Here is a 23,451-nt window from a genome sequence, read left to right on the forward strand (position 1 = left end):
GCCAGGAGTGGTCATTCCAGTCCTGTTTGCGCGAAACCTTGGAATTGGCCAACACGCCCTCATAACAGTGGCTATACACAACGTGCCCGAGAGGAAGGACAGACCATGACCAGACAAACCGAAACTGCCATTCTCGCCGGCGGCTGCTTCTGGGGCATGCAGGATCTGCTGCGGCGCTATCCCGGTGTGCTGCACACGCGGGTCGGTTATACCGGCGGCGATGTGCCGAATGCCACCTATCGCAACCATGGCAACCACGCCGAAGCCATCGAGATCGTCTTCGACCCTGCCGTGATCAGCTACCGGCAGATCCTTGAGTTCTTCTTCCAGATACACGACCCCAGCACGCCCAACCGTCAGGGTAATGACCAGGGCCCCAGCTATCGTTCGGCGATCTACTACCTCGATGAACAGCAACGCGACATTGCCGAGGACACCGCTGCCGATGTCGATGCTTCACACCTTTGGCCGGGCCGAGTAGTCACCGAAATAGAACCGGCCGGGCCTTTTTGGGAAGCGGAACCAGAGCACCAGGATTACCTCGAACGCATACCGAATGGCTACACATGCCACTTCATCCGCCCGAACTGGAAACTCCCCAAGCGCGCCTGAAAGTCGAGTTCATGAGGCGCAGAGGAGACCGATTCTGACCGCTAGCTGCCTTTCGTGAAGGGCAGCTTTGGATTGGCTCCTGACTTCAAAACCATCGCCGGCTTTCGCAAAGACAACGGCAAAGCCATTCGCAGCGTCTGTCGTCAGTTCGTAGTGCTTTGTCGCAACCTCAATCTTTTCTCTGCGATGAGGGTTCGCCGACAGACAGTTGAGCAACCTTACGGACCACTCAAATATTGGATGAGAGAAAACGCGGTTGCAGAAAGGATCAGAGTTAACCATGGTGCTCAATCATGAAGAGCACTGGCAGAATCCCATCGCCTCCGCCATCTTGGGTGCGACAAAGCCCTGGCTATTCAGGGCTTTGTAGTTTCTGAAGCTTGCGTTTTCCACTCAGTCTTTTTTGGATCCTTTGCGCACCTTTTCAGTCGTTTGCGCAACGCCAGACCTCCGATACCAACTCCCCCCCCCAATCCGAACCCATTCGAAAGCACATGCGTTATTGCCATCTTCCAGGGCTTCAGGGCGACCAGGTCGAGCCCGGTTGCCGCGTCATCGGGATTCACAAGAATAAGCGTTGGGGGCACGACCTGATCGCAAAGCGCCAATACGGTGAAGCCCTCTCTTTAAGTAGATCCGAGCGCTTAGGTCATTTCGGCTGTTTCAGTTTGCCTCTGACTGACATGACTGATCTTGAACCAGATGGAATACATCGCCGGCAGGAACACCAGTGTCACGATGGTTCCCACGAACGTACCTCCGATCAGTGTGTAAGCCAGGGTTCCCCAGAAGACGGAGTGCGTCAGCGGAATGAACGCCAGGATGGCCGCCAGCGCTGTGAGCAGCACCGGGCGAGCGCGCTGTACTGTGGCTTCGATCACTGCATGGAACGGATCCAGTCCTTCTTGTGCGTTGTGATGGATTTGCCCAATCAGGATCAGCGTATTACGCATCAGAATGCCCGACAGGGCGATCAGCCCCACCAACGCATTGATACCAAACGGCTGCTGGAAGACCAGCAGTGTCGGGACCACACCAATCAGCCCGAGTGGCGAGGTGAGGAACACCATGATCATCGCCGAGACCGAACGCACCTGCAGGATGATGATCAGCAGCGTGACGGCAATCATGATCGGCAACAGCGGCAGTATCGCCTGACCGGCCTTGCCCGACTCCTCGATAGCCCCCGACTGCTCGATACGATAGCCATCCGGCAACTTGCCGATCACCGGTTGCAGTTCCTTCATTATCACGCTTGAGACGTCCGGTGGCTGCAAGCCTTCGGCAATGTCGCCACGTACAGTAATGGTCGGCGTGCGGTCACGACGCCGAAGGACGGGATCCTCCATGCGCACGTCCACTGCCCCTACCTGGGACAGAGGAATCCGCTGGCCCGCCGTGCCCACTAGCGTAAAGCCTTCTATTTTTGCAGGGTCGAGCCGGATATCACCCGCAGCACGTCCGATCACTTGCACCGAACGAATGTCTTCACGAACGGCCGTGATCGGCACCCCTGCCAGCAGGAACTGCAACTGCTGTGCGACAGCACTGGAGGTCAGCCCCACCGCCTGCAAGCGGTCCTGATCCAGGGTGAAATGCAGCGTGGGTGTCAGCGGCCCCCAGTCAGTGTTGACGGTTCGCATCAAGGGGCTCGCCTGCATCACTGCCTGTACCTGAGCGGCGATCTCGCGCAATGTCGACGGGTCAGGCCCCATCACTCGATAGGCGACAGGAAAAGGTGAATATGGACCAAACACCAACTGCGTAACCCTGACACGCGCTTGCGGGGCGAGCCCTTCAGCGACGGCCTCGCGGATACGTAACTTGAGGGCCTCCCGTGCCTCCTGACTCTCCGTCAACACCACAATCTTGGCGAATGACGGATCAGGGAGCTCCGGCGCCATGGCCAGGTAGAAACGCGGCGCACCTTGTCCGATATAGGCCGTGATGATTTTTGCTTCATCCTGCTTTTGTAGCCAGGCCTCAACTTTGGCGGTGGTGAGGCTGGTCTGCGCGATTGAGGTTCCATAGGGCATTTGCACTTCGACCAACACTTCAGGACGATCCGAGGTGGGGAAGAACTGCTTCTTGACCAGGCTCATGCCGACAATCGCCAGGACAAACGTTGCGATAACAGTACCGGCCACCAGCCATTTGTGGGCGATGACGCGCGTCAAAATCCGGCGGAAACGGTTGTAGTTGGCGGTGTTGTAAATGGCCGCCTGCCCCCCTTCGACCTTTTCGATCTTCGGCAACATCTTCACACCCAGATAGGGGGTAAAGGCCACCGCAACCACCCATGAGGCAATCAGGGCAATGCCCACGATCCAGAACATGTTGCTGGTGTACTCGCCGGCTGTCGACTGTGCGAAGCCGTTGGGCAAAAAGCCGATAGCGGTCACCAGGGTGCCGGAAAGCATCGGTGCGGCCGTATGACTCCAGGCATAGGCGGACGCTTTGATGCGGTCGTAGCCTTCCTCCATTTTCACCACCATCATCTCGATCGCAATGATGGCGTCGTCCACCAGCAGCCCCAGTGCCAGAATCAGCGACCCGAGGGTAATACGGTCAAAGTTCTTGCCCGTGGCCGCCATCACCACAAACACCACGGCCAGGGTCAGCGGCACCGCCGCCGCCACGACAATACCGACATGCCAGCCCATGCTGAGAAAGCACACCAGCATCACAACCAGCAAGGCGACGAAGAACTTGATCATGAATTCGTCGACGGCCGAACTGATATTCACAGACTGATCGGTGACCTTGGTAAGCGTCATGCCCAGCGGCATGCCTTCATTGATCCTGGTCGTCTCCACGTCCAGTGCCTTGCCCAGATCAAGACCGTTCCAGCCCTCGCGCATCACGACACCCAGTAACAGCGCTTCCTCACCGTTATTACGCACCAGGAAGGTCGCCGGATCTTCGTAACCACGCTCGACCGTCGCCACGTCCGAGAGCTTCAAGGTTCGCCCCTGAATCGCAAGCGGTGTGTCACGAATTTTCTGCATCTTGTCGAAGGCACCGTCAAGACGAAGGAAGACTTCCGGCCCCTTGGTTTCAATGGAGCCGGCTGGCGTGAGCACGTTCTGATTATTCAGCGCGGCAAAAATATCCTGGGGAGATACGCCCAGCGTGGCCAGTCGATCATGGGAGAAGGAGACAAAGATGCGTTCGCTCTGCTCACCAATGATGTTGACCTTTTTCACACCCGGCACATGCAACAGGCGCTGGCGCAGCGATTCCGCATCACGTACCAGCAGTCGCTGCGGCTCGCCTTTGGCTTTCAAGGCAAAAAGCGCAAAGGTCACATCTGAAAACTCGTCGTTGACCATCGGGCCAATCACACCCGCCGGAAGTTTGATCGCCTCATCGTCGAGCTTTTTGCGTGCCTGATAGAACTCCTCCTGCACTTGGGAGGGCGGAGTGCGATCGAGCAGTGTCACCACGGTGAAGGCGAGACCCGGACGGGTGTAGGTTTCCGTGCGGTCGTACCATTTCAATTCTTGCAGGCGTTTTTCCAGTGGCTCGGCGACCTGGTCCTGCATCTCCTGCGCCGTAGCGCCCGGCCACGCCGTGATGACCGTCAGCTGCTTGACCGTAAACGGCGGGTCTTCCGCACGCCCCAGTTGGAAAAACGCCAGGATCCCTGCGACACCGATCAGGAAGATCAGGAACACCGTGATCGAACGCTCGCGAACGGCGAGCGCCGAAAGATTGAAGCGCCCCTGGCTCATGGATGGCTCCCGGCAACTTCGACGTCACCCTGTCGAGCCAGCCTCACCTCTTCACCCTCACGCAGCAGATGTGCACCTAACGCGACAACTTGCTCACCGACCTTGAGATCACCTGCAACTCGCGCTGCATCATCGTCCACGCTCAAAATACGCACAAGTCTCCAAGTCACCTTCGCGGGGTTGCCCGCAACAATCCAGACGCCGGCACCTTTGCCCGGGTCATGGACAGCAGCCAGCGGCACTTGCAACACCTGACCATTTGCGCTGCCTTTGGCGATCCGCAGAGTGACAGTGGAACCTAACGGCGCATTGGCCAGCGCGCCCTCGAGCACATACCGCGCCTCAAAGGTGCGCGTCATGCGATCGGCCGAATCGGAAAGCAACCTCAGCCTGGCTGTCACTGCATCCGTGGCGTTGCCATAAAGCGTTGCCTGCGCGGTGGAACCTGCTGCCGGACGCAGCGTTTCGGGCAAGTGCACAATGGCTTCGCGCTGCCCTGCTCGCGCCAGTCGAACCACAGGCTGCCCCGGGCTGACGACTTGTCCTGGCTCGGCAAGCGTCTCCACCACTACTGCGTCGGAATCAGCAAACAACACGGCATAACCCGACGCATTGCGAGCGACGTCCGCCTGCGCTTGCGCCGCACTGAGCTGTGCTTTTGCGGTATCAGCCGCAGCTTTGACCTGATCGTACGCCGAGGCAGAGATGGCTCCGGCGGCGACCAGGTCGCGATATCGAGCCTCGTCATCCGCTGTTTGTCTGGCTCGCGCCCGAGCGGCCATGACCGACTCTTGCTGTGCCCGCGCCTGCAACCCGAGATCGATCGGGTCGAGGCGCATGAGCGGCTGCCCCCGCTTGACCGTCTGGCCAGTGTCAACCAGGCGCTCAAGTATCTTGCCCGAGACCCGAAAGCCCAGGTCAGCCTGAACGCGGGCGACCACGATGCCAGTGAAAGATCGTGAAGCCTCGGACGCCCCCTGAACCGCAGCGGACCTCACCAAAGGTGCATGCGTGCGTGGATCATCAACGACGGATGAGTCGCCACACGCCGTCAAGACGAGAGGCAACAGACAAACGGCAATCGGGACAGGTAGAAGCCGGCGCATGGGTTCCCTTACTCAGCAATAGGACATGTCCAGTATTTTCGGCGCAGTGACCATATCTGTCAATGGTCACTAAATAACTGACAACGATCGATAAACTATAGACTTAAGTGATTGACAGAGTGTGACCATTATTTAATATGGTCACACGCAATCCTCATTGAAGGACCCCAAATGCCTCCTCTACACCCTATCGCTCTTTTGGTGACCGCCAGTTTGATGGCCGGCTGTGCGGTCGGTCCGGACTATCAACGACCGAGCCTCCCTCTTTCCGATCGTTATCTGGGTCAACCAGCTGTCGAGCACAGGCCTGCAACCGTGCCGACCAGTCTCGTGAGCTGGTGGGATAGTTTTGGAGATCCCGTGCTGACCGACTTCGTCTCCAAGGCTCTTGAACAGAACCTGGATCTGGCGCAAGCGGCAGCGCGAGTCACACAGACACGGGCAGGATTGAGTGCCGCAAATGCCGCCTTGTTGCCCTCGGGGAGCATCGATGGCCAGGCCGCGCGCTCCTACCAATCAATCGAGACGCCACTCGGCCAGGTTTTGAACTCGATGCCTGGCTATGATCGGTACGGAAGTTCTTACGAGCTCAATCTCAATGCTGGCTGGGAGATTGATGTCTTTGGCGGCCTGAGACGCGGACGCGAAGCCGCACTCGCCGAGTACCAGGCCTCCGAGGCAGGCGCGACCGCCACGCGATTGGCGGTTGCAGCACAGACGGCCGATATCTACATCACTATCCGAGGATTGCAGGCCCGGCTGGACATTGCCAAGCGACAAGTCAAAACCCGGCAGGGACTGCTGGAGAAAGTCCGCTTGCTCTACGGCAAGGGCCTCGCCGCCAACTACCAGGTTCAGCAGACTGAGGGAGAGTTAGCGCAAGTCCAGGCGACAGTACCAGTGCTCCAGACTGGCCTGGATGCTGCCATGAATGCACTAGATGTCATGCTCGGCACACCGCCCGGCACTCACCGCACGCAAGTGGCAGATACGGGGAGCATTCCTCTTGTGCCGCAGATCAAGGTCTGGGGAACACCGGCCGATCTGCTGCGCCGCAGGCCAGATCTGATCGTGGCTGAACGCCGCCTGGCAGCCTCGAATGCGCGCATCGGCGTGGCGATTGCCGAGTACTACCCGAAATTCTCGCTCAGCGCATTGCTGGGTAGTGCCACAGCTGTATCCGGCGGCAACCTTTTCACTGGCGGCGCCAATCAGTCGGCGGGTGTACTGGGGCTGCGCTGGAGGCTTTTTGACTTCGGCCGCATAAACGCTCAAATCGATCAAGCCAAGGGACAGGAAGCCGAAGCGCTGGCCGCTTACCGCCAGTCGGTTTTACGCGCCACTGAGGATGTCGAGAATGCCTTCTCCGCTCTGGTGAATCGCGACACTCAGGCAACCACTCTCGCTGGAGGCGAGGCCTCTCTGACACAGGCTCGCCAATCGTCGTTCATTGCCTACGAAAAAGGCACAGCCAGTCTGATTGATGTTCTGCACGCCGACGAAACGATGCTGCAGGCCTCCGATGCCCGAGCGCAGGCACGGACGGAATCGGCACGGGCCGCGGTTGCGGCATTCAAGGCGCTCGGAGGCGGCTGGCAACCTCCTGAAACCTTGCCTGTTGCATCGCGATGAAGCTCGCCAGCGGTGCACTGTCCAGGCTTCAAACTTTCTCTCTGAGAAATGGCCTGATAAACAAATCCTTGAGCGTCTGGACTCGGGAGGCAGCACGCACTCCCGACCCGACATTTGTGATGTAACAACGCTCAGCTAGAAACGGTAGCTGACAGAAGTACCGAGCCCGCTCGCACTGTTCTTGTATTTGGCACTGTATGCACCTCTCGTTGCCGAGCTGTCATTGACCTCTACGCGCTCCTCCCAAAGGTAGGAATAAGCGAGGTCGATCGTGACATTTTCCACGGGCGTCCAGTCGGCACCGAAGCTGACAACCTTTCGGTCGCCCGTAGGAATCCGGGGCCCGCGATTGGTGTTGTTGGTGGGTGACTGATCAACCGAAAACCCGCCACGAAGCACCCATTGATTATTCAATTGATAGGCCGCACCGATAGCGTGAGCCCACGTGTCATGCCAGTTCTGCTCTTCGGTAATCGTCCCCAATTGGCCGCTCAGCAAAGGCGGCAAGCCGCTGTTCTCAATCGTCAGCTCCTTGAAGCGGCTCCAGCGCGTCCAGGTACTGCCCACATAGAGCGTCCAGTCGTTATTGAGTTGGTGCGTCACCGAAAAGTCCACCGACTCCGGCGTGTCCACATCCAGCGATGCGTCATAACTACGGCCGCTGACACCCAGCAAGCTGAAGATGCCATCGGTGACCTTGGTTTTGGCATCCAGGTGGTAACTGACCTTGGAGTGATAGGTCAGCCCCAGGCGGGTCTGATCTGTCGCCTGCACCAGCACACCGGCGTTGAATCCAAGTGCGGTGTCATCGCCAGTGCTTTTGAGCTTCCCGTCATTACGTCCCGGGCTTAGTGGATTGGGCACCATCCCCGATATCTCACCGCCGATACGGTTAATGGTCGGACCGAATCCGATCGAAATATTTTCGTTAAAGGCGTAGCTGATGGTCGGTTGGAAAGTCAGTGTGGTGACTTCGCTCTTGTTGGCGTAATAGCGTCCGGCAAAACCACTGCCGTAGTCGGTGATCAACCCAAAAGGCACATAAAACCCGACGCCGAATGCCCAATGGTCATCGATGGGTTTGACGTAATACCCCATTGGTACGGTAGTCGTGGGCACCATGTCGCCCTCTTCCGTCCCTCCAAACGTACTGCGAGTCTGGCTGATATCAGATTTGGCGAACAGCGTGGCCGCCCCCACGTTGGCCTGCTCTCGTTTAAGCCGCGCCATGCCCGCCGGATTGCCGAAGAGGGTACTGGCGTCTTGCGCAGATGAAGATCGACCGGCAAAACCGGATCCCATCCCGCTGATGCTTTGTTCGTTGAGCGCGAAGCCACCGGCAAGCACATTGGAGGACGCAAGCACGACTGCCAGGCCAACGGGGCTCTTGAGTTTTATTTTTTTCATTGTCTGGACTCTATGGGTGTCACTGAAAGAGAACATCGAGAACTACAGCGCCCCATATTATCCGCGTGACCATTTTGGTCAATAGTCACTAACAGCAAAAATTGAACGTCTTCCCGGCACTCATGTAACGGGAACAGAAAACGCAATGAAGGGGATGTCGCCTGACGCAAATCACCAATATTTTGATCAGTGAAGCGTCAAGGCATGAGGCTGCGCAAGATGAGGTTGGTGGTCAGCGTGGGCGCTTCTTCAATAAAGTCCAGATTGTGTTGCAGCAGCAGAGGGTTGACGAAAGGTCGCAGCGCCAGATTGATCGACTCTACGGTTTCGTCCAGCGGGGTTTTGCGCTCGAACTCTCCAATTTCTCGCCCTTGACGCACGATCTCAAAGATAAAGCGCTTGATCTGTGCTTCATAAGCCTGGGCACTGTTCCAGCCCTCCGAAGCGGAAAATGCCGCGATGTCGTAGAGCTTGCGATCATTGAAGAACAGGTCCACACCCGTGGCAATGACGGTTTTTACCAGTCTGCGGAAACGCTCGGTTGGTGAAATCGCGTCTGCATTAACAGCCTGTTCGACTGCCGCAACGATCTGCCCCAAACAGTTTGAGCAGATCGCTTCGCCGATCGCCTGCTTGGAATCAAAGAATTTATAGATGTACGCTTTGGAAAAACCGATGGCCTTCGCCAGGTCGGAAACCGTGGTTTTACCGTAGCCATACTGACTGAAGTGCTCATTGGCAGCAGCGACAATCTGGTCTCGAATGTCGTGCTCCGCTGGGCCACGAGTGCTCGGCGAGGAGGTAGGTATTGATGGCTGATTCATGACAGCAGCTTACTCATCCTATCGTAGACTGACAACTCGTGACTCCACAGGAATATGGTCACAATACCGCCGCCTTACGTTTTTTAGAAGTGGGCGTGCAGGGCGTCATGCCATCGGGGGTCAGTAATTGAGGTCATGCCCCAACTCATTCTGCATCCATTCCAGAAATCTTCTCACCCTGGGAAAATTTGCATGGGCTCTGGGGAAAACCAGGTGGTGTGCAGTGATTGGGGCGCTCAACTCAGGCGCTACCTCGACCAGCGCGCCACGCGCCAGATAGTCCTGCGCAAGCAGCGTGCTTTCCAATGCAAACCCTAGACCGTGGCTGGCCGCCTCCAATGTCATGTAGGAGCGGTCAAAGCTGAGTGTGTAGGGTCTTTCAGGTCGCGACAGTCCATGTTGAGCAAACAGCTGCGGCCACTTGATCAACGTGGCCTCCGACAGGATCAGATTGCAGTCCAGTAAATCCGCGACCGCCCGGATGGGGCGTTTTTCCAGCAGCTTCGGGGACGCCAGCACGGCAATCTTTTCATTGCGGATCGTCCGTACTTCGTAGCTGGGCCAATTGGGCATGCCGTGGCGGATGTCCACATCGATCTTGTCGCGACTGAAGTGCAGCGACTCGTAGGAGCACGAGAGGTTGAGCTGGATATCGGGATGACTCTGGCGAAATTGCTCCAGGCGCGGCATCAGCCACAACAAGCCGAAACTGGGCGACGAATGCAAGCGCAGGCAATCGAGGCTGACATCGCTGGTGGCGCGCTCTGTCGCCACCGCCAGACTGTGCAGGATGCCGGAAACCTCAGTGAGGTACTGCTCGCCGACTGGCGTCAATGTCACGCCCCTGGCCGTTCTGAGAAACAGCTGCCGCCCGATCATTGCCTCGAGTTTGGCCAACTGGTGACTGACGGCCGAGGGCGTCAGGTCGAGCAGTTCGGCGGCGCGGGCGACGTTGCCGAAGCGTGCCGTCTGTTCGAAGGCCTGAATGGCTTTCAGTGGTGGAAGGATCGGAGGTGCATCGCCAGGTGAACTCATGATTATTGTTTTTCCGCTGAAAGTGGCTTGGGCCGGGCGTTCAGCTATTCAAACATTGGAAGAGTTGGTTGGCGAGTGCTGAATTTTTTTCAGCATCGAGTGACATTCGCGTTATTGCTCAGGTTCAGCGTGGAGAACAAGCTGGGTCATCGGTTCTTCGTGGATCGACCCAATAAAAACAATCAGAGGTACTCTTCCATGCTTCTCAAAGGCAAAGTCGCGATCATCACCGGTGCAGCCTCCGCACGTGGCATCGGCCGCGCAACAGCGACCACTTTCGCGCAACAAGGCGCTCGCGTCGTGATCCTCGATCTGGACGAATCCGCCGCACGGGATGCCGCCGCCTCCCTGGGCGAAGGTCATCTCGGACTCGCCGCCAACGTCGCAGACGAATCGCAAGTCCAGCAGGCCGTCGCCAAAATCATCGAGCACTTCGGTCGCATCGACATTCTCGTCAACAATGCCGGCATCACCCAACCCCTTAAGACCCTGGACATCCGCCCTTCGGATTACGACAAGGTGCTGGACGTCAGCCTGCGCGGCACCCTGCTCATGTCGCAGGCGGTGATTCCGATGATGCGCCAGCAGTCGGGCGGCAGCATCGTGTGCATGTCGTCGGTCTCCGCTCAACGCGGCGGCGGCATTTTCGGTGGCCCTCATTACAGCGCCGCCAAGGCCGGCGTGCTGGGCCTGGCCAAGGCCATGGCGCGGGAACTGGGGCCGGACAAGGTTCGCGTCAACTCCATCGCCCCCGGTTTGATCCACACCGACATCACCGGTGGCCTGATGCAGGACGAACGCCGTCACGCGATCATCGACGGCATCCCGCTGGGACGTCTGGGTGAGGCGCAGGATGTGGCCAATGCGGCGCTATTTCTGGCCAGCGACCTATCCTCCTACCTGACCGGCATCACCCTGGATGTGAACGGCGGCATGCTGATTCACTGAATATACCTGAGCGGGCCTGCGCGGCCCGTGCGGCTCTGGATCGACGATGCAGCCAGGCTTGATTGCCTGGCGGTCAATAAAAACAAGAGATCAGACCATCATGACTACCCTGTCGCTCGAAGCGGTTTCGACCGTGCGCTCCAACGCCTACCGTAAAACCGCGTGGCGCCTGATGCCCTTTCTGATGCTGTGCTACCTGTGCGCCTATCTGGATCGGGTCAACGTCGGTTTTGCCAAACTGCAAATGATGAACGATCTGGCCCTCAGTGAAACGGTCTATGGACTGGGCGCAGGCATGTTCTTCATCGGCTATTTCCTCTGCGAAGTTCCCAGCAACATCATCCTGCACAAGGTCGGTGCGCGGGTCTGGATCGCTCGCATCATGATCACCTGGGGCATCGTCTCCGCCCTTTTCGCCTTCGTCGAAACCGCGTGGCAATTCTATGCCTTGCGCTTTCTGCTTGGCATTGCCGAAGCAGGCCTGGCGCCGGGGCTGTTGCTGTATCTGACCTACTGGTTTCCGTCCTATCGGCGTGCGCGCATGACCGTGTTGTGGTTTATCGCCATTCCGCTGTCGGGGATGGTCGGTGGCCCGATCTCCGGCTGGATCATGAATCACTTCGCCGGCATGCATGGCTGGGCCGGCTGGCAGTGGATGTTCGTGCTCGAAGCTGTGCCCACCGTTCTTATCGGCTTGCTGGTACTGAGCTATCTCAAGGATGGCGTACACCAGGCCACCTGGCTCGATGACGACGAAAAAGCACTGATCCGCCGCGAGCTGGCCGAGGATGAGCAGCAGAAAATCACCCATGCGTCGGTGGGCGAGTTTATTCGCGACCGTCGTCTGTGGTTGCTCGCAGGCATCTACTTCTGCGTTGTAATGGGCCAGTACGCGATCACCTTCTGGCTACCGACACTGGTACGCAATGCCGGGGTTTCCGATCCGCTGCACATCGGTTTCCTGACCAGCCTGCCCTACCTCTGCGCCATCGTGGCAATGCTGCTGGTCGGTCGCAGTGGCGACAAACACCGCGAGCGACGCTGGCACCTGATCGCCCCGATGATTGCCGGCGCACTCGGCCTGGCCCTCGCCGCATTGCTGGGCGGCAATATCGTCCTGTCCATCCTGAGCCTGTGCCTGGCCGCGTCCGGCATTCTATCGGCGACGTCGCTGTTCTGGATGCTGCCCACCACATTGCTCGGGGGCGTTTCCGCCGCCGCGGGCATTGCGGCAATCAACAGCTTCGCCAACCTCGCCGGGTTCTGCTCGCCTTACCTGATCGGCTGGATCACTACACAGACCGGTTCCAGCGCTATCGGCATGTACCTGATCACCGGCGTACTGGTGTTCGGCGCCACGCTGGTGCTGCGAATTCCCGCCGCCTCGGTCAATCGTTGATTTATTGGAGCTTTCACCATGACTGCCAATCCTTCACTCGTTACACCCAAAACACTGACAGAGCGTGCCCATAACATTCGACGCCACGCGTTGCGCATGGGGCAAGTTCAGGGGCAAGGCTATGTCGGCCAAGCCCTCGGTGCCGCCGACCTGCTGGCCGTGTCCTACTTCCATGCTCTGGACTATCGGCCTGAAGATCCGCAATGGGAGGGCCGCGATCGCTTCTACCTGTCGATCGGTCACTACGCGATTGCGCTGTATGCGGCCCTGATCGAAGCCGAAATCATCCCGCTCGATGAGCTGGAAACCTACGGCGCGGACGACAGCCGCCTGCCGATGTCGGGCATGGCCGCCTACACCCCGGGCATGGAAATCACCGGCGGCTCGCTGGGTCAGGGTCTGGGCATCGCGGTCGGTGCCTGCCTGGGCCTCAAGCGCAAAGGCTCACCCTCCTTCGTCTACAACCTGCTGTCCGATGGCGAGTTGAACGAAGGCTCGACCTGGGAAGCCGTTATGTCGGCGTCGCACTGGAAGCTCGACAACCTGATCGCCATCGTCGACGTCAACAACCAGCAAGCCGACGGTTACTCCAGCGAAATCCTGTCGTTTGAACCCATCGTCGATCGCTGGCAAGCCTTTGGCTGGTTCACTCAGCGCGTCGATGGCAATGATCTGGAGGCGCTGGTGACCGCGTTCGATGCCGCCCGCAATCATCCCGGCACTCAGCCGAGGGTGATCATCTGCGACACCAAAATGGGCAAAGGCGTGCCCTTCCTCGAAACCCGCGAGAAGACACACTTCATCCGCGTGGAAGAACACGAATGGGACCTGGCACTGCGCAATCTTGAAGAAGGAAAAAACCAATGAACAACGCCGCCAACACACCGACGCCGACTGCCGAACCGATCAAGAAACGCCTGACCACCTCGGCGATGATCGCCTCCATTGCTTCGGAAGGCCAAGCCACTAAATCCGCGCCTTTCGGTCATGCGCTCGCGGCGCTGGCTGATCAGCGCCAGGACATCGTCGGTCTGTCCGCCGACCTGTCCAAGTACACCGACCTGCACATCTTCGCCAAGGCACATCCTGACCGTTTCTATCAAATGGGCATGGCCGAGCAACTGCTGATGAGTGCGGCAGCGGGGATGGCCCGCGAAGGTTTCGTGCCTTTCGCCACCACCTACGCGGTGTTCGCTTCGCGCCGCGCCTACGACTTCATCTGCATGGCGATTGCCGAGGAAAACCTCAACGTCAAGATCGTCTGCGGCCTGCCCGGCCTTACCACCGGCTATGGACCCAGCCACCAGGCCACGGACGACCTGGCGATCTTCCGGGCCATGCCCAACCTGATGATCGTCGACCCCTGCGACGCCCTGGAAATCGAGCAGGCCGTACCCGCCATTGCCGCGCATCAAGGGCCGGTGTACATGCGCCTGCTGCGCGGTAATGTACCGCTGGTGCTGGACGAGTACGGCTATAAGTTCGAGATCGGTAAGGCCAAGACCCTGCGCACCGGTAACGATGTACTGATCATCTCCACCGGCCTGATGACCATGCGTGCACTGGAAGCGGCCAAGGAACTGCAAGCGGACGGCGTCGATGTCGCCGTGCTGCACGTACCGACGATAAAGCCGCTGGATGAACAAACCATTCTTGCCGAGGCAAGAAAGTCAGGTCGCCTGGTGGTAACAGCAGAAAACAGCTCGATTATTGGTGGTCTCGGCGAGGCCATTGCCGGGGTGCTGCTGCGCAATGGGGTAACGCCAACCTTCAGGCAGATCGCCTTGCCTGATGCATTCCTCGATGCCGGTGCCCTGCCGACGTTGCATGATCGCTATGGCATTTCGACTCAGGCAGTCTGCGCTCAAATCAAAGCCTGGCTTTGACCGCTGAATGACAGGAGCGCTTATGGATAGGCGCTCCATAGTGAGGTTTCAGGATGTTCGCCTCGAGTCGTTTCTTGCCATCCCCTTATGAATGCTCTTGGAAGAAAGCGGCGCGGCGGCAAACGCCGGCCAAAAGCAGTCGGTGTTTCGGACTGTGCGACAGATTTCGAAAGAAAGCTGCAAGCCCCACGACGCTTAGGGGATTGCGACTCATTGCTAATACGCCTCTCAAGCTTGCGAGACGTTTTCTACCGGAAGGCCTGCCGTGTTCATTACCGAACGCGCAAGCCTATTTGCTTACCTCAGGCGCGTGTATATCCGGGACATCTCGGGCGTCTGCCACATCCTCTCGAGCGTCTTTCGCCTCAACTTTGCCAGCCTTTCTGGCATCTTTCGGTCGGGCTTTGCTCGACTCTCTGGCAAATTGCGTAAACTTTGGCGTCCCGGGCTGCATCTGCAGCAGCTTTGGCAGCATCTCTGACTGCATCTGCGCCTGCCTTGCCGGCGTCCCTGGCTGCATCCGCAGCGACCCTGGCAGCATCTCTGGTGGCATCCGCGCCCGCTACGCCAGCAGCTTTTGCTACGTCCCGGGCTGCATCCGCCTGAGCTCTGGCGGCGTCCCTGGTTGCATTTGCAGTGGCTATTGCCGAATCCCGGACTGCATCCGCATCAGCTTTGGCAGCGTCCCGGACCGCATCTGCGTTGTTTACGGCAGCGTCTACGCCATTGTTGTCCTGCGCATTGCCATGGCCTGCTACACCATGATCGCCTGTCGCATCATGATCGCCTGCTGCACCATGATCGCCTGTCGCATCATGATCGCCTGCTGCTCCATGATCGCCACCCTCTCCATGATCGCCTCCTGCTCCATGATCGCCTCCTGCTCCATGATCGCCACCCTCTCCATGATCGCCTCCTGCTCCATGATCACCACCCTCTCCATGATCGCCTCCTGCTCCATGATCACCACCCTCTCCATGATCGCCTCCTGCTCCATGATCACCACCCTTTCCATGGCCGCCTGCTGCTCCATGATCACCACCCTCTCCATGATCGCCTGCTGCTCCATGATCACCACCCTCTCCATGGTCGCCTGCTGCTCCATGATCGCCACCCTTTCCTTGGCCGTTGCCACCCTGACCACCGCCGCTGCCACCTTCTTTGGCATACACACTGGAGAAACTGCCGATGTAATCGGGCACCAGTACAGTCGATGCCGACAGGACTGCGCCAATTGCCAGAGCCAATAAACATTTATTGAGCTGCATGTTCCAACCTCCGGTTGGAGTTGCGTAGTCATGTCCGTATCGAACGCAAAGTCCAGTAAGTTCCCGGCCGCCCATTTGAGCGGCCAGCCAACCGGTACGGTCATCAATCTGCAGCTTTAAAGAGCAACTGCGGTTTGCGCATGATCCTTCAACACCAGTCAGTATCGCCTCGCGGGAAATATTCCCACGCATAGGTTAGATGAGTGCTTTCAGTTCGAGTTCAACAAATCAATAACAGGACCAGGGCATGCATTGAGCGGTACGCGTTATCGTTAACGACCATCGCCGGCAAGCCAGCTCCCACAAGGGGCCGTGACCTCCAAACCAGTGAACGCCTCAAAAAAATATCGAGGCCAATCACTCTGAAAAAGGTAAGTTCTGAGGGCCCTTGCGCAAGCCGTGTCTATAATTTTCCAGACATCGGCCCTTTTGGTCAGTGAATACAAATGTCCGAAGATGAAAATTCGCAGCCCGGTTCTGACGTTCTCTTCGACGAAGCTGACTGTGGATTGCTGCTGACCGCAGAAAATGGCGAGATCGCACGGGTCAACCTCACGTTCTGCCGCTGGTTAGGCTTGCGGCGAAAAGCGCTGCTCGGGCGTCACATCCAGGACTTGATGAGCCTCGAGGGAAGGACGTTCCACAAGATGTACTGGGCGCCCCTCATGCAGATTCAGGGCGTCGTTGCTGACGTGAAGTTCGACCTCGTTCACCACAACGGACATTTCATTCCAATGATGCTCAGCGCCATCAGCTGTGAGCATTCTGCTGGCATATTTCATGAAATGACGCTATTCAAGGCCGCAGATAGCCAAAGGTACGAGCGCGAACTGCTCAATGCCCGGATGCTTGCCGAAAGGCATTTGGCGAAACACCTCAAGGACCAACGCGTACTGGACATGACCCAGGACAAGTTGCGTATCACGTACGCTGCGGCGGAGGACAGGGCCCTGTTCGCCGAGCAACTGATCGGGATTGTCAGTCATGACCTGCGCAACCCGTTGTCAGCCATAAAAATGGCCACGGAACTGCTGGGCCGCAGAGAGATGGATGCCAAACAGGTCCAGATACTTGGCCACATCACCCATTCGGCCGAGCGTGCGCAGCGCCTGGTGGCCGATCTGCTGGATTTCACCCTGACTCAGGTGGGGCGAGGTATCTCGGTCCTGCCCAAACCCGTCGATTTACACGAACTGGTGGGCGATTGCCTGGACGAGTTGAGCCTGGCTTTTCCCGGGCATACGTTGACCCATCTGCGGCATGGGCAAGGTGATTTCTCTGCAGACAGCGATCGGCTTTATCAGCTCATCGGCAACCTGGTCGCCAATGCAGTCGCCTATGGCGCCGCCGATAACGAAGTCACCGTTTCCACACGCTTTGAAGATCAAGCTCTCGTTATTACCGTGCACAATTTCGGCACCCCAATACCTGAGGCGTTGCTTGGGGATTTGTTCGAGCCGATGATCCGAGGCAGTCATGACAATGCCGAACTCAGAAGTGTCGGGTTGGGTCTGTTCATTGTTCGGGAGATCGTAAAGGCGCACTGCGGCGAAGTGGCTGTAACTTCTACCCTCACCACCGGTACAACATTCACTGCAACCTTTCCTCGCACCTGATATGAACCTGGATTGCCCTTCACTCAGACCCCCTCCATTACTAGCCGACGATAGCCAGGCGTGACTGGCCGCTTCACGCCCCGAGGAAGTCAGTCAACCACTATCGAGGTTCTTGAGGAGCGGTGAATTCATTCCTTATAGGCAATGAGTCTCGCTACCTTACTAAAAAGTACCCTCAATGAATCGAGATGATTACCTTTGGCCGCGTAATGACTCATTGGTTTTCATCGCGAACACAATGACTTCCCGTGTCGATATCAGACACGGATGTGGCGTGATCAGGTAACTGAATCATCGGACAAGCCGGGTAAGGTGGCGCACCTTTTCATCGAAACGACCACGTCACGATGATGGGCTTGATAAGAACTGCAGCGTTTGAAGGGTGCTTCCTTCAGGAAGCCCGGCAGGCAGCAATGATGATCTGTTGCCCTATCCATCCGCTTAAATGTCGATCGACAGAGAATAAAAAACCAATGATTAGCCCGAGCTCCAAGGATTCGAGTGGCCAATTGGCGCAGGGCTTCAAGCCTCGTCACGTAACAATGCTGTCAATCGCCGGTATTATCGGCGCTGGTTTGTTCGTTGGTTCAGGACACGCCATTGCGGCGGCTGGCCCGGCGGTGCTGCTGGCCTATCTGTTCTCTGGCCTGCTCGTCGTTCTGGTCATGCGCATGCTCGGTGAAATGGCGGTGGCCAACCCGGACACCGGCTCTTTCTCCACCTATGCCGACCAGGCCATCGGCCGTTGGGCCGGCTTCACCGTCGGTTGGCTCTACTGGTGGTTCTGGGTGCTGGTGATCCCTATCGAAGCGCTGGCCGCCGGTCATGTATTGAACCAGTGGTTTCCCCAGATCGATGCCTGGCTGTTCGCCCTGGTGTCGATCATTGCACTGGTGGTGACCAACCTGTTCAGCGTGTCCAAGTACGGCGAATTCGAGTTCTGGTTCGCCATGGCCAAGGTCGTGGCGATCATCGGTTTCATCGGCGTGGGTTTTGCCGTGTTGATGGGCTGGGTACCCGATCGGGAAGTCAGCGGATTGAGCGGCCTGATGGCCGAGCACGGCGGGTTTGCTCCAAACGGGTTGTCGGCGGTAGTCGGCGCCTTCATCACCATCATGTTCAGTTTCATCGGTACCGAAGCGGTCACCATCGCCGCCGCCGAATCCGACAATCCCTCGCAGAACATTGCCAAGGCCACCCGTTCGGTGATCTGGCGCATCGGGGTGTTTTACCTGCTGTCGATTTTCGTGGTCATCTCCGTGGTGCCCTGGAATGACCCGCTGCTGGCTTCGGTAGGCTCCTACCAGCGGGCGCTGGAAATCATGAACATTCCCCACGCCAAGTTCATGGTGGACGTGGTGGTGCTGATCGCCGTGGCCAGTTGCATGAACTCCTCGATCTACATTGCCTCGCGCATGCTTTATTCGCTGGGCCGTCGCGGCGATGCACCGAAGGCACTGAAAGCGACCTCCTCCGAAGGCGTGCCGCGGGCAGCAGTCATTGCCAGCACCGTGTTGGGCGCGGCGATCACCGTGTGGAGCTACTTCATGCCTGCCGGGTTGTTCGAGTTCCTGCTGGCCAGCTCCGGCGCGATTGCCTTGGTGGTGTACCTGGCCATTGCGGTGTCGCAGCTGCGCATGCGCCGGATGTTGCGTCGGCAGAACGTCGAGCTGACCTTTCGCATGTGGCTGTTTCCCTGGCTCACCTGGTTGGTGATCCTGTTCATCTGCGCGGCGCTGGCCGTGATGATGGCCTCCCCTGATCACCGTACCGAAGTGAGCACGACCATTGGCCTGGCGCTGGCGATCTCCTTTATCGGCCTGGTGACATCGCGTCACCCTGCGCAGGCTGCGAGAGTGACATCGGTGGGATAAAGCCCGGGAGGTAGTTGCGCCGAACCTGATACCCCCTACGCCAGGACTGGGGGTATTACCCGCTCCTGTATCTCAGGCCGTCATCGCTTTTTGTGAGGACATGACCACGATGTCATCGAACTCCACCGTGTCCGACGGTAAGACTCAATCCGTCGGTTTTCTGCTGCTGGACAAATTCACACTCATTTCCCTGGCGTCCGCAGTAGAGCCACTGCGCATGGCCAATCAGTTGTCGGGGCGAGAGCTATATCGCTGGCATACGTTCAGCCCCGGTGGAGAGCCTGTCTGGGCCAGTGACGGCGTGCAAATCACTCCGGATGCTTCATGGAAAAATCCATTGGTGGCGGACACTGTAATCGTGTGCGGCGGTATTGGAATCCAGAGCGTGATTACCCGCGAGCACATTACCTGGCTGCAAGCCCTGGCGCGTCAATCCAGGCGCTTGGGAGGCGTGTGCACCGGTAGCTGGGCGCTCGCAAAAGCCGGGCTGCTCGACGGTTACGAGTGCAGCGTGCATTGGGAATTTCTGGCTGCCATGCAGGAAGCCTTCCCGCGAGTCAGCATCAGCGCGAGCCTGTTCACCCTCGACCGAAACCGCTTTACAAGCTCCGGCGGAACGGCCCCCATGGACATGATGCTGCACCTGATCGGTCGCGATCATGGTCGAGAATTATCCGCCGCCATCTCCGAGATGTTTGTCTACGAGCGCATACGCAATGAACAGGACCATCAGCGCGTTCCCCTCAGGCATGTACTGGGAACTCATCAGCCCAAGCTGCAGGACATCGTCGCGTTGATGGAGGCCAATCTCGAGGAGCCGATCGACCTGGATAACCTTGCAGAATACGTTGACCTGTCACGTCGACAGCTGGAGCGGCTATTTCAGAAATACCTCCACTGTACGCCGTCACGCTACTACATGAGGTTACGTCTTGTTCGAGCGCGACAACTGCTCAAGCAAACATCATTGTCGATCATTGAGTTGGCGTATGTATGCGGTTTCGTGTCGACACCCCATTTTTCCAAATGCTATCGCGAGTACTTTGGTGTTCCACCCAGTGAAGAGCGTTCCGGCTCGGAAATGAATCGCAAATTGGCAACGCCTGCAACGACGCAGCCGTCATTGACCAAACCGCCGACAGCGCTCGACCAGGCACGAAACGAATCGACCTTTGCCAGTGTTCGCATGATGGATCGTTCCGGTTTGGCGGAGTCGTACTGATGGGACGGCCCGACCGCATCCTTTACTGCGCAATGAGTGCCATCGACGCCACTACAAATCCCGAGCCCAGGTCTGGCTGACGAGGTCTTTACCGAAACTATGTACCTGTTCCTCCTCGACCAATTGAAAACCCGCCTTTTGATATAGCTTTCGGGCATCGCAAAGCACGCTGGTTGTCCAGAGGATCATGCTCCTGTATCCAGCGTGCCGGGTAAACCGGAGGCTCTCTTCCAGCAATCGATTGCCGATTCCCATGCCTCTGGCACTCGCATCCACATAGAGCATTCGCAGTTTGGCGGTCGTCTCGTCATGTCTGACGACAAAGACTGAACCGATGACTTTGCCATCTTTTTCCGCGATCCAGCATCGCTCGCAGGACGGATCGAATTCGCGAAGGTATTTGGCGACTATTTCTGCCACCAGCGCTTCGAACTCCGAATTCCACCCATATTCGCGGGAATAAAGTTGAGCTTGCTGTTGAACGACAATTCCCATGTCACCCGCTACAGGATCGCGCAGGAGATAAGAGGGATCCCTGTCGCCCAATAGCGTCTGTATCCGTTTCATGGCTTGGGTCAATTGCTCTTGCTGTGGCTCAGGCAAGCCTTGCAGCATCAACACGACTTCCTCACGAGCGGCGTGCTCCAGCGAGGCCAGCACGGTTCGACCAGGATCGGTTAGCCGGATTTGAGAAGCCCGGCCATCGCTTGCCGAGCGAGTCCTGCCAATCAAGCCTTTTTTCTCGAATCCACCGATGACCCGGCTTACGTAACCGGCGTCCAGGCTGAGCATCTGACAGAGGTCTGAACTCTTCAGGCCAACACTGGCGCCCAATTCATAAAGGATGCGAGCCTCGGTCAACGAAAATTCGGCCTTAAGCAGGTGCTCTTGCAGGGCGCCGATCTGGTGGGTGTAGAACCGGTTGAAGCGGCGTACCGTTTCGGCGCGCTCGGTTATGGCGGCGGACATGAAAATTCCCATATAGTTGCTTTTGGCAATTATATGATTGACGAAAGCAACCATGTCAATCCTGTGATGGTTAAAATGCTACGACCGTTTTGGGCCGGTTTCCGCCTGTCGAGACGCCAAGAAATCGATCAGTAGCTGCCGGTGGCGACAGGCCGAAATCTGCATTCTTGCTCAGCTTGCAATCGTGCTCGAAAGCGATGGAGACACCCATTGGAGCTTTTGGATGCGTAAGGCAAGGGCACTATTGCTGGATTCTGATTACTCTGGGATTGAGTACCTATTGTCAGCCTATGGCGGAATGGGCTCATTAAATGATCTCATTCTTGGTCAAAGCTATGTCGATGGCGTCCTGTCCTGGAAGCCAGGTCATGTAGAGCTAAACGAAAAATTCACTGAGTTGCGCAACAACGCTCAGCAGTTCGCCAATGCAATAAAACGTTCTCAAGCTTGATCAGGCACCTAAACAACGCCCCCTGCAGCCGCGTTTGTGCATTCCCTTCGCGTCAATCCTCAGAAGGTAGTAGATGAACCCAACTCTCGACACGGCAACTAATGGACATCTGCTACTCAGTTTCAACGAGTTGTCAGACTCTTGTTGGCTATCGTTAGCTGAAAACCTGATTAAACTCCGAGGGTTCAAACGATTGGGTTCAACTGTCATAGGCATTGATGAAAAAATTCACCAGAATTTCCAATGTGCTGAGTTCACCCTCGCAGCCGGCTGGGACAATTGGTCTGGGCATTACTTGCTTTCAGACTCAGTGGCGGGCGATGTTTTTCTGCAAAAGCTATTCGACCAGCTCCGCTCCTGACTGGCGACTCAAGTCATTCGCTCCGCTGACTGGGAATGCGAGCCTGGGAGTTCGGGAATGACTGCATTGGGTCGAAAGAAACCCTTCATGACAGGCAGCAGTCAGCCAAAAAAGGACACCGGGAAACTCACCCGCGCACCAGATAGGCCCCTGAAGGAACCCGGTATCGCAGCTTCTTGCATTTACCCGGTGGAGGCTGATGCCCCGGCGGACGATCAGGAAACCAGATTCGGCATTTACCGGGAGGCGGCATATGGCCGCGGGGAATCTCGAACTCAGCGTACGCCCTCTCTGACCCGATACTAGCCATTTGCAATTGACCTTCGGCCCCTACTCTTCCCGCTGTCGGTACATCCGAAACCCGATTTGCCTCAGCAGTAGTGAAGTTGCCAACCTCACGCCCGGTGTCCGCAGTGGATTGCTCAGCAACCGCCACTTGCGCTTCTCGGCGCCTTTGGGTCTCTTCTTCCAGCCCCTTCTGTACGGCGACCACGTCCGCGTTGGTATTGGGTGGGGTTCCCGAAGATTGGGCCTGCTGCGCCGCCTGGATCAATTGGAAGTTGCGGTTGCGCAACTGGACGTTGTTGCCAACCCGCATGTTCGAGCGCGCCGCCAGGGTCTCAGCCTGCTGGTACTGTCCCTGCTGAAGTCGCAAAACACCGAGGTAATGCAGCGTCGCGGGATTGTTCGGCTGGATATGCAGGGCACGCTCAAGTGTGGCGGCGGCCTGGTCCAGTTGGCCGTTTTCATACTGCCGCGAGGCTGTTTCGATCAGCGTGGTTGATGCGTTGTTGCTTTGCGCGGGCGCTCTTCGCTCGGCAGCGACAGCACTAAACGAGGCGACAGCGCAGAACACCAGGATGAGGACCGGCGGAAAACTCTTGTTTGGCATCGGGGGCGGACTCGACTGAACTCGGACGGCACTGCCGCATAACAGACCACTGCGCTGCTCGGCACCTGCGATACAGGGCCGCTATAGACCTGGCCAACACCCTGAAGTTCCTGCTGCAACGGCCATCGCCACCGCTTCTGTTTGTTATCAGCCCACGACTGAGACCCTTGGCTATTTAAGCAACGGCGCCCTAGAACTTTTCCCTATTTACCGGT

The 23,451-nt window shown here is 57.7% G+C and carries 19 protein-coding genes and 2 pseudogenes; 12 read left to right on the forward strand and 9 right to left on the reverse strand.

Going from position 1 to position 23,451, the window contains the following annotated elements; all coding sequences use genetic code 11:
• Positions 1–105: 105 nt before the first annotated feature.
• Together msrA and KW846_RS30075 are read left to right on the forward strand one after the other, a co-directional pair.
• Positions 106–612, forward strand: a complete 507-nt coding sequence (msrA, locus tag KW846_RS18010) for a peptide-methionine (S)-S-oxide reductase MsrA (RefSeq protein ID WP_218479886.1) — start codon at positions 106–108, stop codon at positions 610–612.
• 72 nt (positions 613–684) lie between these two features.
• Positions 685–795: pseudogene (locus tag KW846_RS30075) on the forward strand (hypothetical protein); the annotation flags it as partial.
• 281 nt (positions 796–1,076) lie between these two features.
• Here KW846_RS30075 and KW846_RS30080 read toward each other — a convergent pair.
• The 3 genes and pseudogenes from KW846_RS30080 to KW846_RS18020 form a co-directional block, all read right to left on the reverse strand.
• A pseudogene (locus KW846_RS30080) lies at positions 1,077–1,229 on the reverse strand (beta-ketoacyl-ACP synthase II); the annotation flags it as partial.
• A 27-nt stretch (positions 1,230–1,256) separates the two neighbouring features.
• Positions 1,257–4,346 carry an efflux RND transporter permease subunit gene (locus KW846_RS18015; protein WP_218483936.1) on the reverse strand — a complete coding sequence of 1,030 codons (3,090 nt, stop codon included), beginning with the start codon at positions 4,344–4,346 and terminating at the stop codon, positions 1,257–1,259.
• Entirely contained in the window at positions 4,343–5,452 is a 1,110-nt protein-coding gene (locus KW846_RS18020) for an efflux RND transporter periplasmic adaptor subunit (RefSeq protein WP_218483938.1), read from the reverse strand. The genes KW846_RS18015 and KW846_RS18020 overlap by 4 nt, the downstream gene beginning before the upstream one ends.
• A 171-nt stretch (positions 5,453–5,623) precedes the next feature.
• Between KW846_RS18020 and KW846_RS18025 the strand changes: the two genes are divergently transcribed.
• Positions 5,624–7,084: an efflux transporter outer membrane subunit gene (locus KW846_RS18025; protein WP_218483941.1), complete on the forward strand. Its 1,461-nt coding sequence runs from the start codon at positions 5,624–5,626 to the stop codon at positions 7,082–7,084.
• 135 nt (positions 7,085–7,219) lie between these two features.
• On the opposite strand, the gene KW846_RS18030 is transcribed toward KW846_RS18025, so the two are convergent.
• The 3 genes from KW846_RS18030 to KW846_RS18040 all read right to left on the reverse strand — a co-directional run bounded on the left by KW846_RS18030 (position 7,220) and on the right by KW846_RS18040 (position 10,350).
• Positions 7,220–8,491: an OmpP1/FadL family transporter gene (locus KW846_RS18030; protein ID WP_218483943.1), complete on the reverse strand. Its 1,272-nt coding sequence runs from the start codon at positions 8,489–8,491 to the stop codon at positions 7,220–7,222.
• A gap of 197 nt (positions 8,492–8,688) precedes the next feature.
• The gene (locus KW846_RS18035; protein ID WP_218483945.1) at positions 8,689–9,315 is read right to left on the reverse strand and encodes a TetR/AcrR family transcriptional regulator; all 627 of its coding nucleotides are present in this window, start codon (positions 9,313–9,315) and stop codon (positions 8,689–8,691) included.
• Between the two features lie 120 nt (positions 9,316–9,435).
• Positions 9,436–10,350 (reverse strand): LysR substrate-binding domain-containing protein, encoded by a 915-nt coding sequence (locus KW846_RS18040; protein WP_218483947.1) that lies wholly within the window; start codon positions 10,348–10,350, stop codon positions 9,436–9,438.
• 198 nt (positions 10,351–10,548) lie between these two features.
• On the opposite strand from KW846_RS18040, the gene KW846_RS18045 reads away from it, so the two are divergent.
• The 4 genes from KW846_RS18045 to KW846_RS18060 all read left to right on the forward strand — a co-directional run bounded on the left by KW846_RS18045 (position 10,549) and on the right by KW846_RS18060 (position 14,583).
• Complete coding sequence (locus KW846_RS18045; protein WP_218483949.1) at positions 10,549–11,298, forward strand: SDR family NAD(P)-dependent oxidoreductase; 750 nt, start codon at positions 10,549–10,551, stop codon at positions 11,296–11,298.
• A gap of 100 nt (positions 11,299–11,398) precedes the next feature.
• Positions 11,399–12,697 carry an MFS transporter gene (locus tag KW846_RS18050; protein ID WP_218483951.1) on the forward strand — a complete coding sequence of 433 codons (1,299 nt, stop codon included), beginning with the start codon at positions 11,399–11,401 and terminating at the stop codon, positions 12,695–12,697.
• An 18-nt stretch (positions 12,698–12,715) separates the two neighbouring features.
• A complete protein-coding gene (locus tag KW846_RS18055) occupies positions 12,716–13,564 on the forward strand; it encodes a transketolase (protein WP_218483954.1) in 849 nt (282 codons plus the stop codon).
• The gene (locus KW846_RS18060; protein ID WP_218483956.1) at positions 13,561–14,583 is read left to right on the forward strand and encodes a transketolase family protein; all 1,023 of its coding nucleotides are present in this window, start codon (positions 13,561–13,563) and stop codon (positions 14,581–14,583) included. Before KW846_RS18055 ends, KW846_RS18060 begins: the two co-directional genes overlap by 4 nt.
• Positions 14,584–15,337: 754 nt before the next feature.
• On the opposite strand, the gene KW846_RS18065 is transcribed toward KW846_RS18060, so the two are convergent.
• Positions 15,338–15,751: a hypothetical protein gene (locus KW846_RS18065; RefSeq protein WP_218483957.1), complete on the reverse strand. Its 414-nt coding sequence runs from the start codon at positions 15,749–15,751 to the stop codon at positions 15,338–15,340.
• A 546-nt stretch (positions 15,752–16,297) separates the two neighbouring features.
• Here KW846_RS18065 and KW846_RS18070 point away from each other — a divergent pair.
• From KW846_RS18070 to KW846_RS18080, 3 genes are all read left to right on the forward strand, one after another.
• Entirely contained in the window at positions 16,298–17,467 is a 1,170-nt protein-coding gene (locus tag KW846_RS18070; protein ID WP_218483959.1) for a PAS domain-containing sensor histidine kinase, read from the forward strand.
• Between the two features lie 473 nt (positions 17,468–17,940).
• The gene (gabP, locus tag KW846_RS18075; RefSeq protein WP_007974243.1) at positions 17,941–19,341 is read left to right on the forward strand and encodes a GABA permease; all 1,401 of its coding nucleotides are present in this window, start codon (positions 17,941–17,943) and stop codon (positions 19,339–19,341) included.
• A 109-nt stretch (positions 19,342–19,450) separates the two neighbouring features.
• A complete protein-coding gene (locus tag KW846_RS18080) occupies positions 19,451–20,563 on the forward strand; it encodes a GlxA family transcriptional regulator (RefSeq protein ID WP_371321760.1) in 1,113 nt (370 codons plus the stop codon).
• 51 nt (positions 20,564–20,614) lie between these two features.
• On the opposite strand, the gene KW846_RS18085 is transcribed toward KW846_RS18080, so the two are convergent.
• Positions 20,615–21,532, reverse strand: coding sequence for a bifunctional helix-turn-helix transcriptional regulator/GNAT family N-acetyltransferase (locus KW846_RS18085; RefSeq protein ID WP_218484344.1), 918 nt, complete (start codon positions 21,530–21,532; stop codon positions 20,615–20,617).
• Positions 21,533–21,716: 184 nt separating this feature from the next.
• Between KW846_RS18085 and KW846_RS18090 the strand changes: the two genes are divergently transcribed.
• Both KW846_RS18090 and KW846_RS18095 read left to right on the forward strand, forming a co-directional pair.
• Positions 21,717–21,983, forward strand: a complete 267-nt coding sequence (locus KW846_RS18090; protein ID WP_371321761.1) for a hypothetical protein — start codon at positions 21,717–21,719, stop codon at positions 21,981–21,983.
• A gap of 73 nt (positions 21,984–22,056) precedes the next feature.
• On the forward strand, positions 22,057–22,344 hold the full coding sequence (locus KW846_RS18095; RefSeq protein ID WP_218483964.1) for a hypothetical protein: 288 nt from the start codon (positions 22,057–22,059) through the stop codon (positions 22,342–22,344).
• A gap of 127 nt (positions 22,345–22,471) precedes the next feature.
• On the opposite strand, the gene KW846_RS18100 is transcribed toward KW846_RS18095, so the two are convergent.
• Positions 22,472–23,236, reverse strand: a complete 765-nt coding sequence (locus KW846_RS18100; RefSeq protein WP_218483966.1) for a tetratricopeptide repeat protein — start codon at positions 23,234–23,236, stop codon at positions 22,472–22,474.
• Positions 23,237–23,451: the final 215 nt, after the last annotated feature.

The sequence above is a fragment of the Pseudomonas sp. PDM32 genome, from assembly GCF_019219225.1.
Classification (GTDB): domain Bacteria; phylum Pseudomonadota; class Gammaproteobacteria; order Pseudomonadales; family Pseudomonadaceae; genus Aquipseudomonas; species Aquipseudomonas laurylsulfatiphila.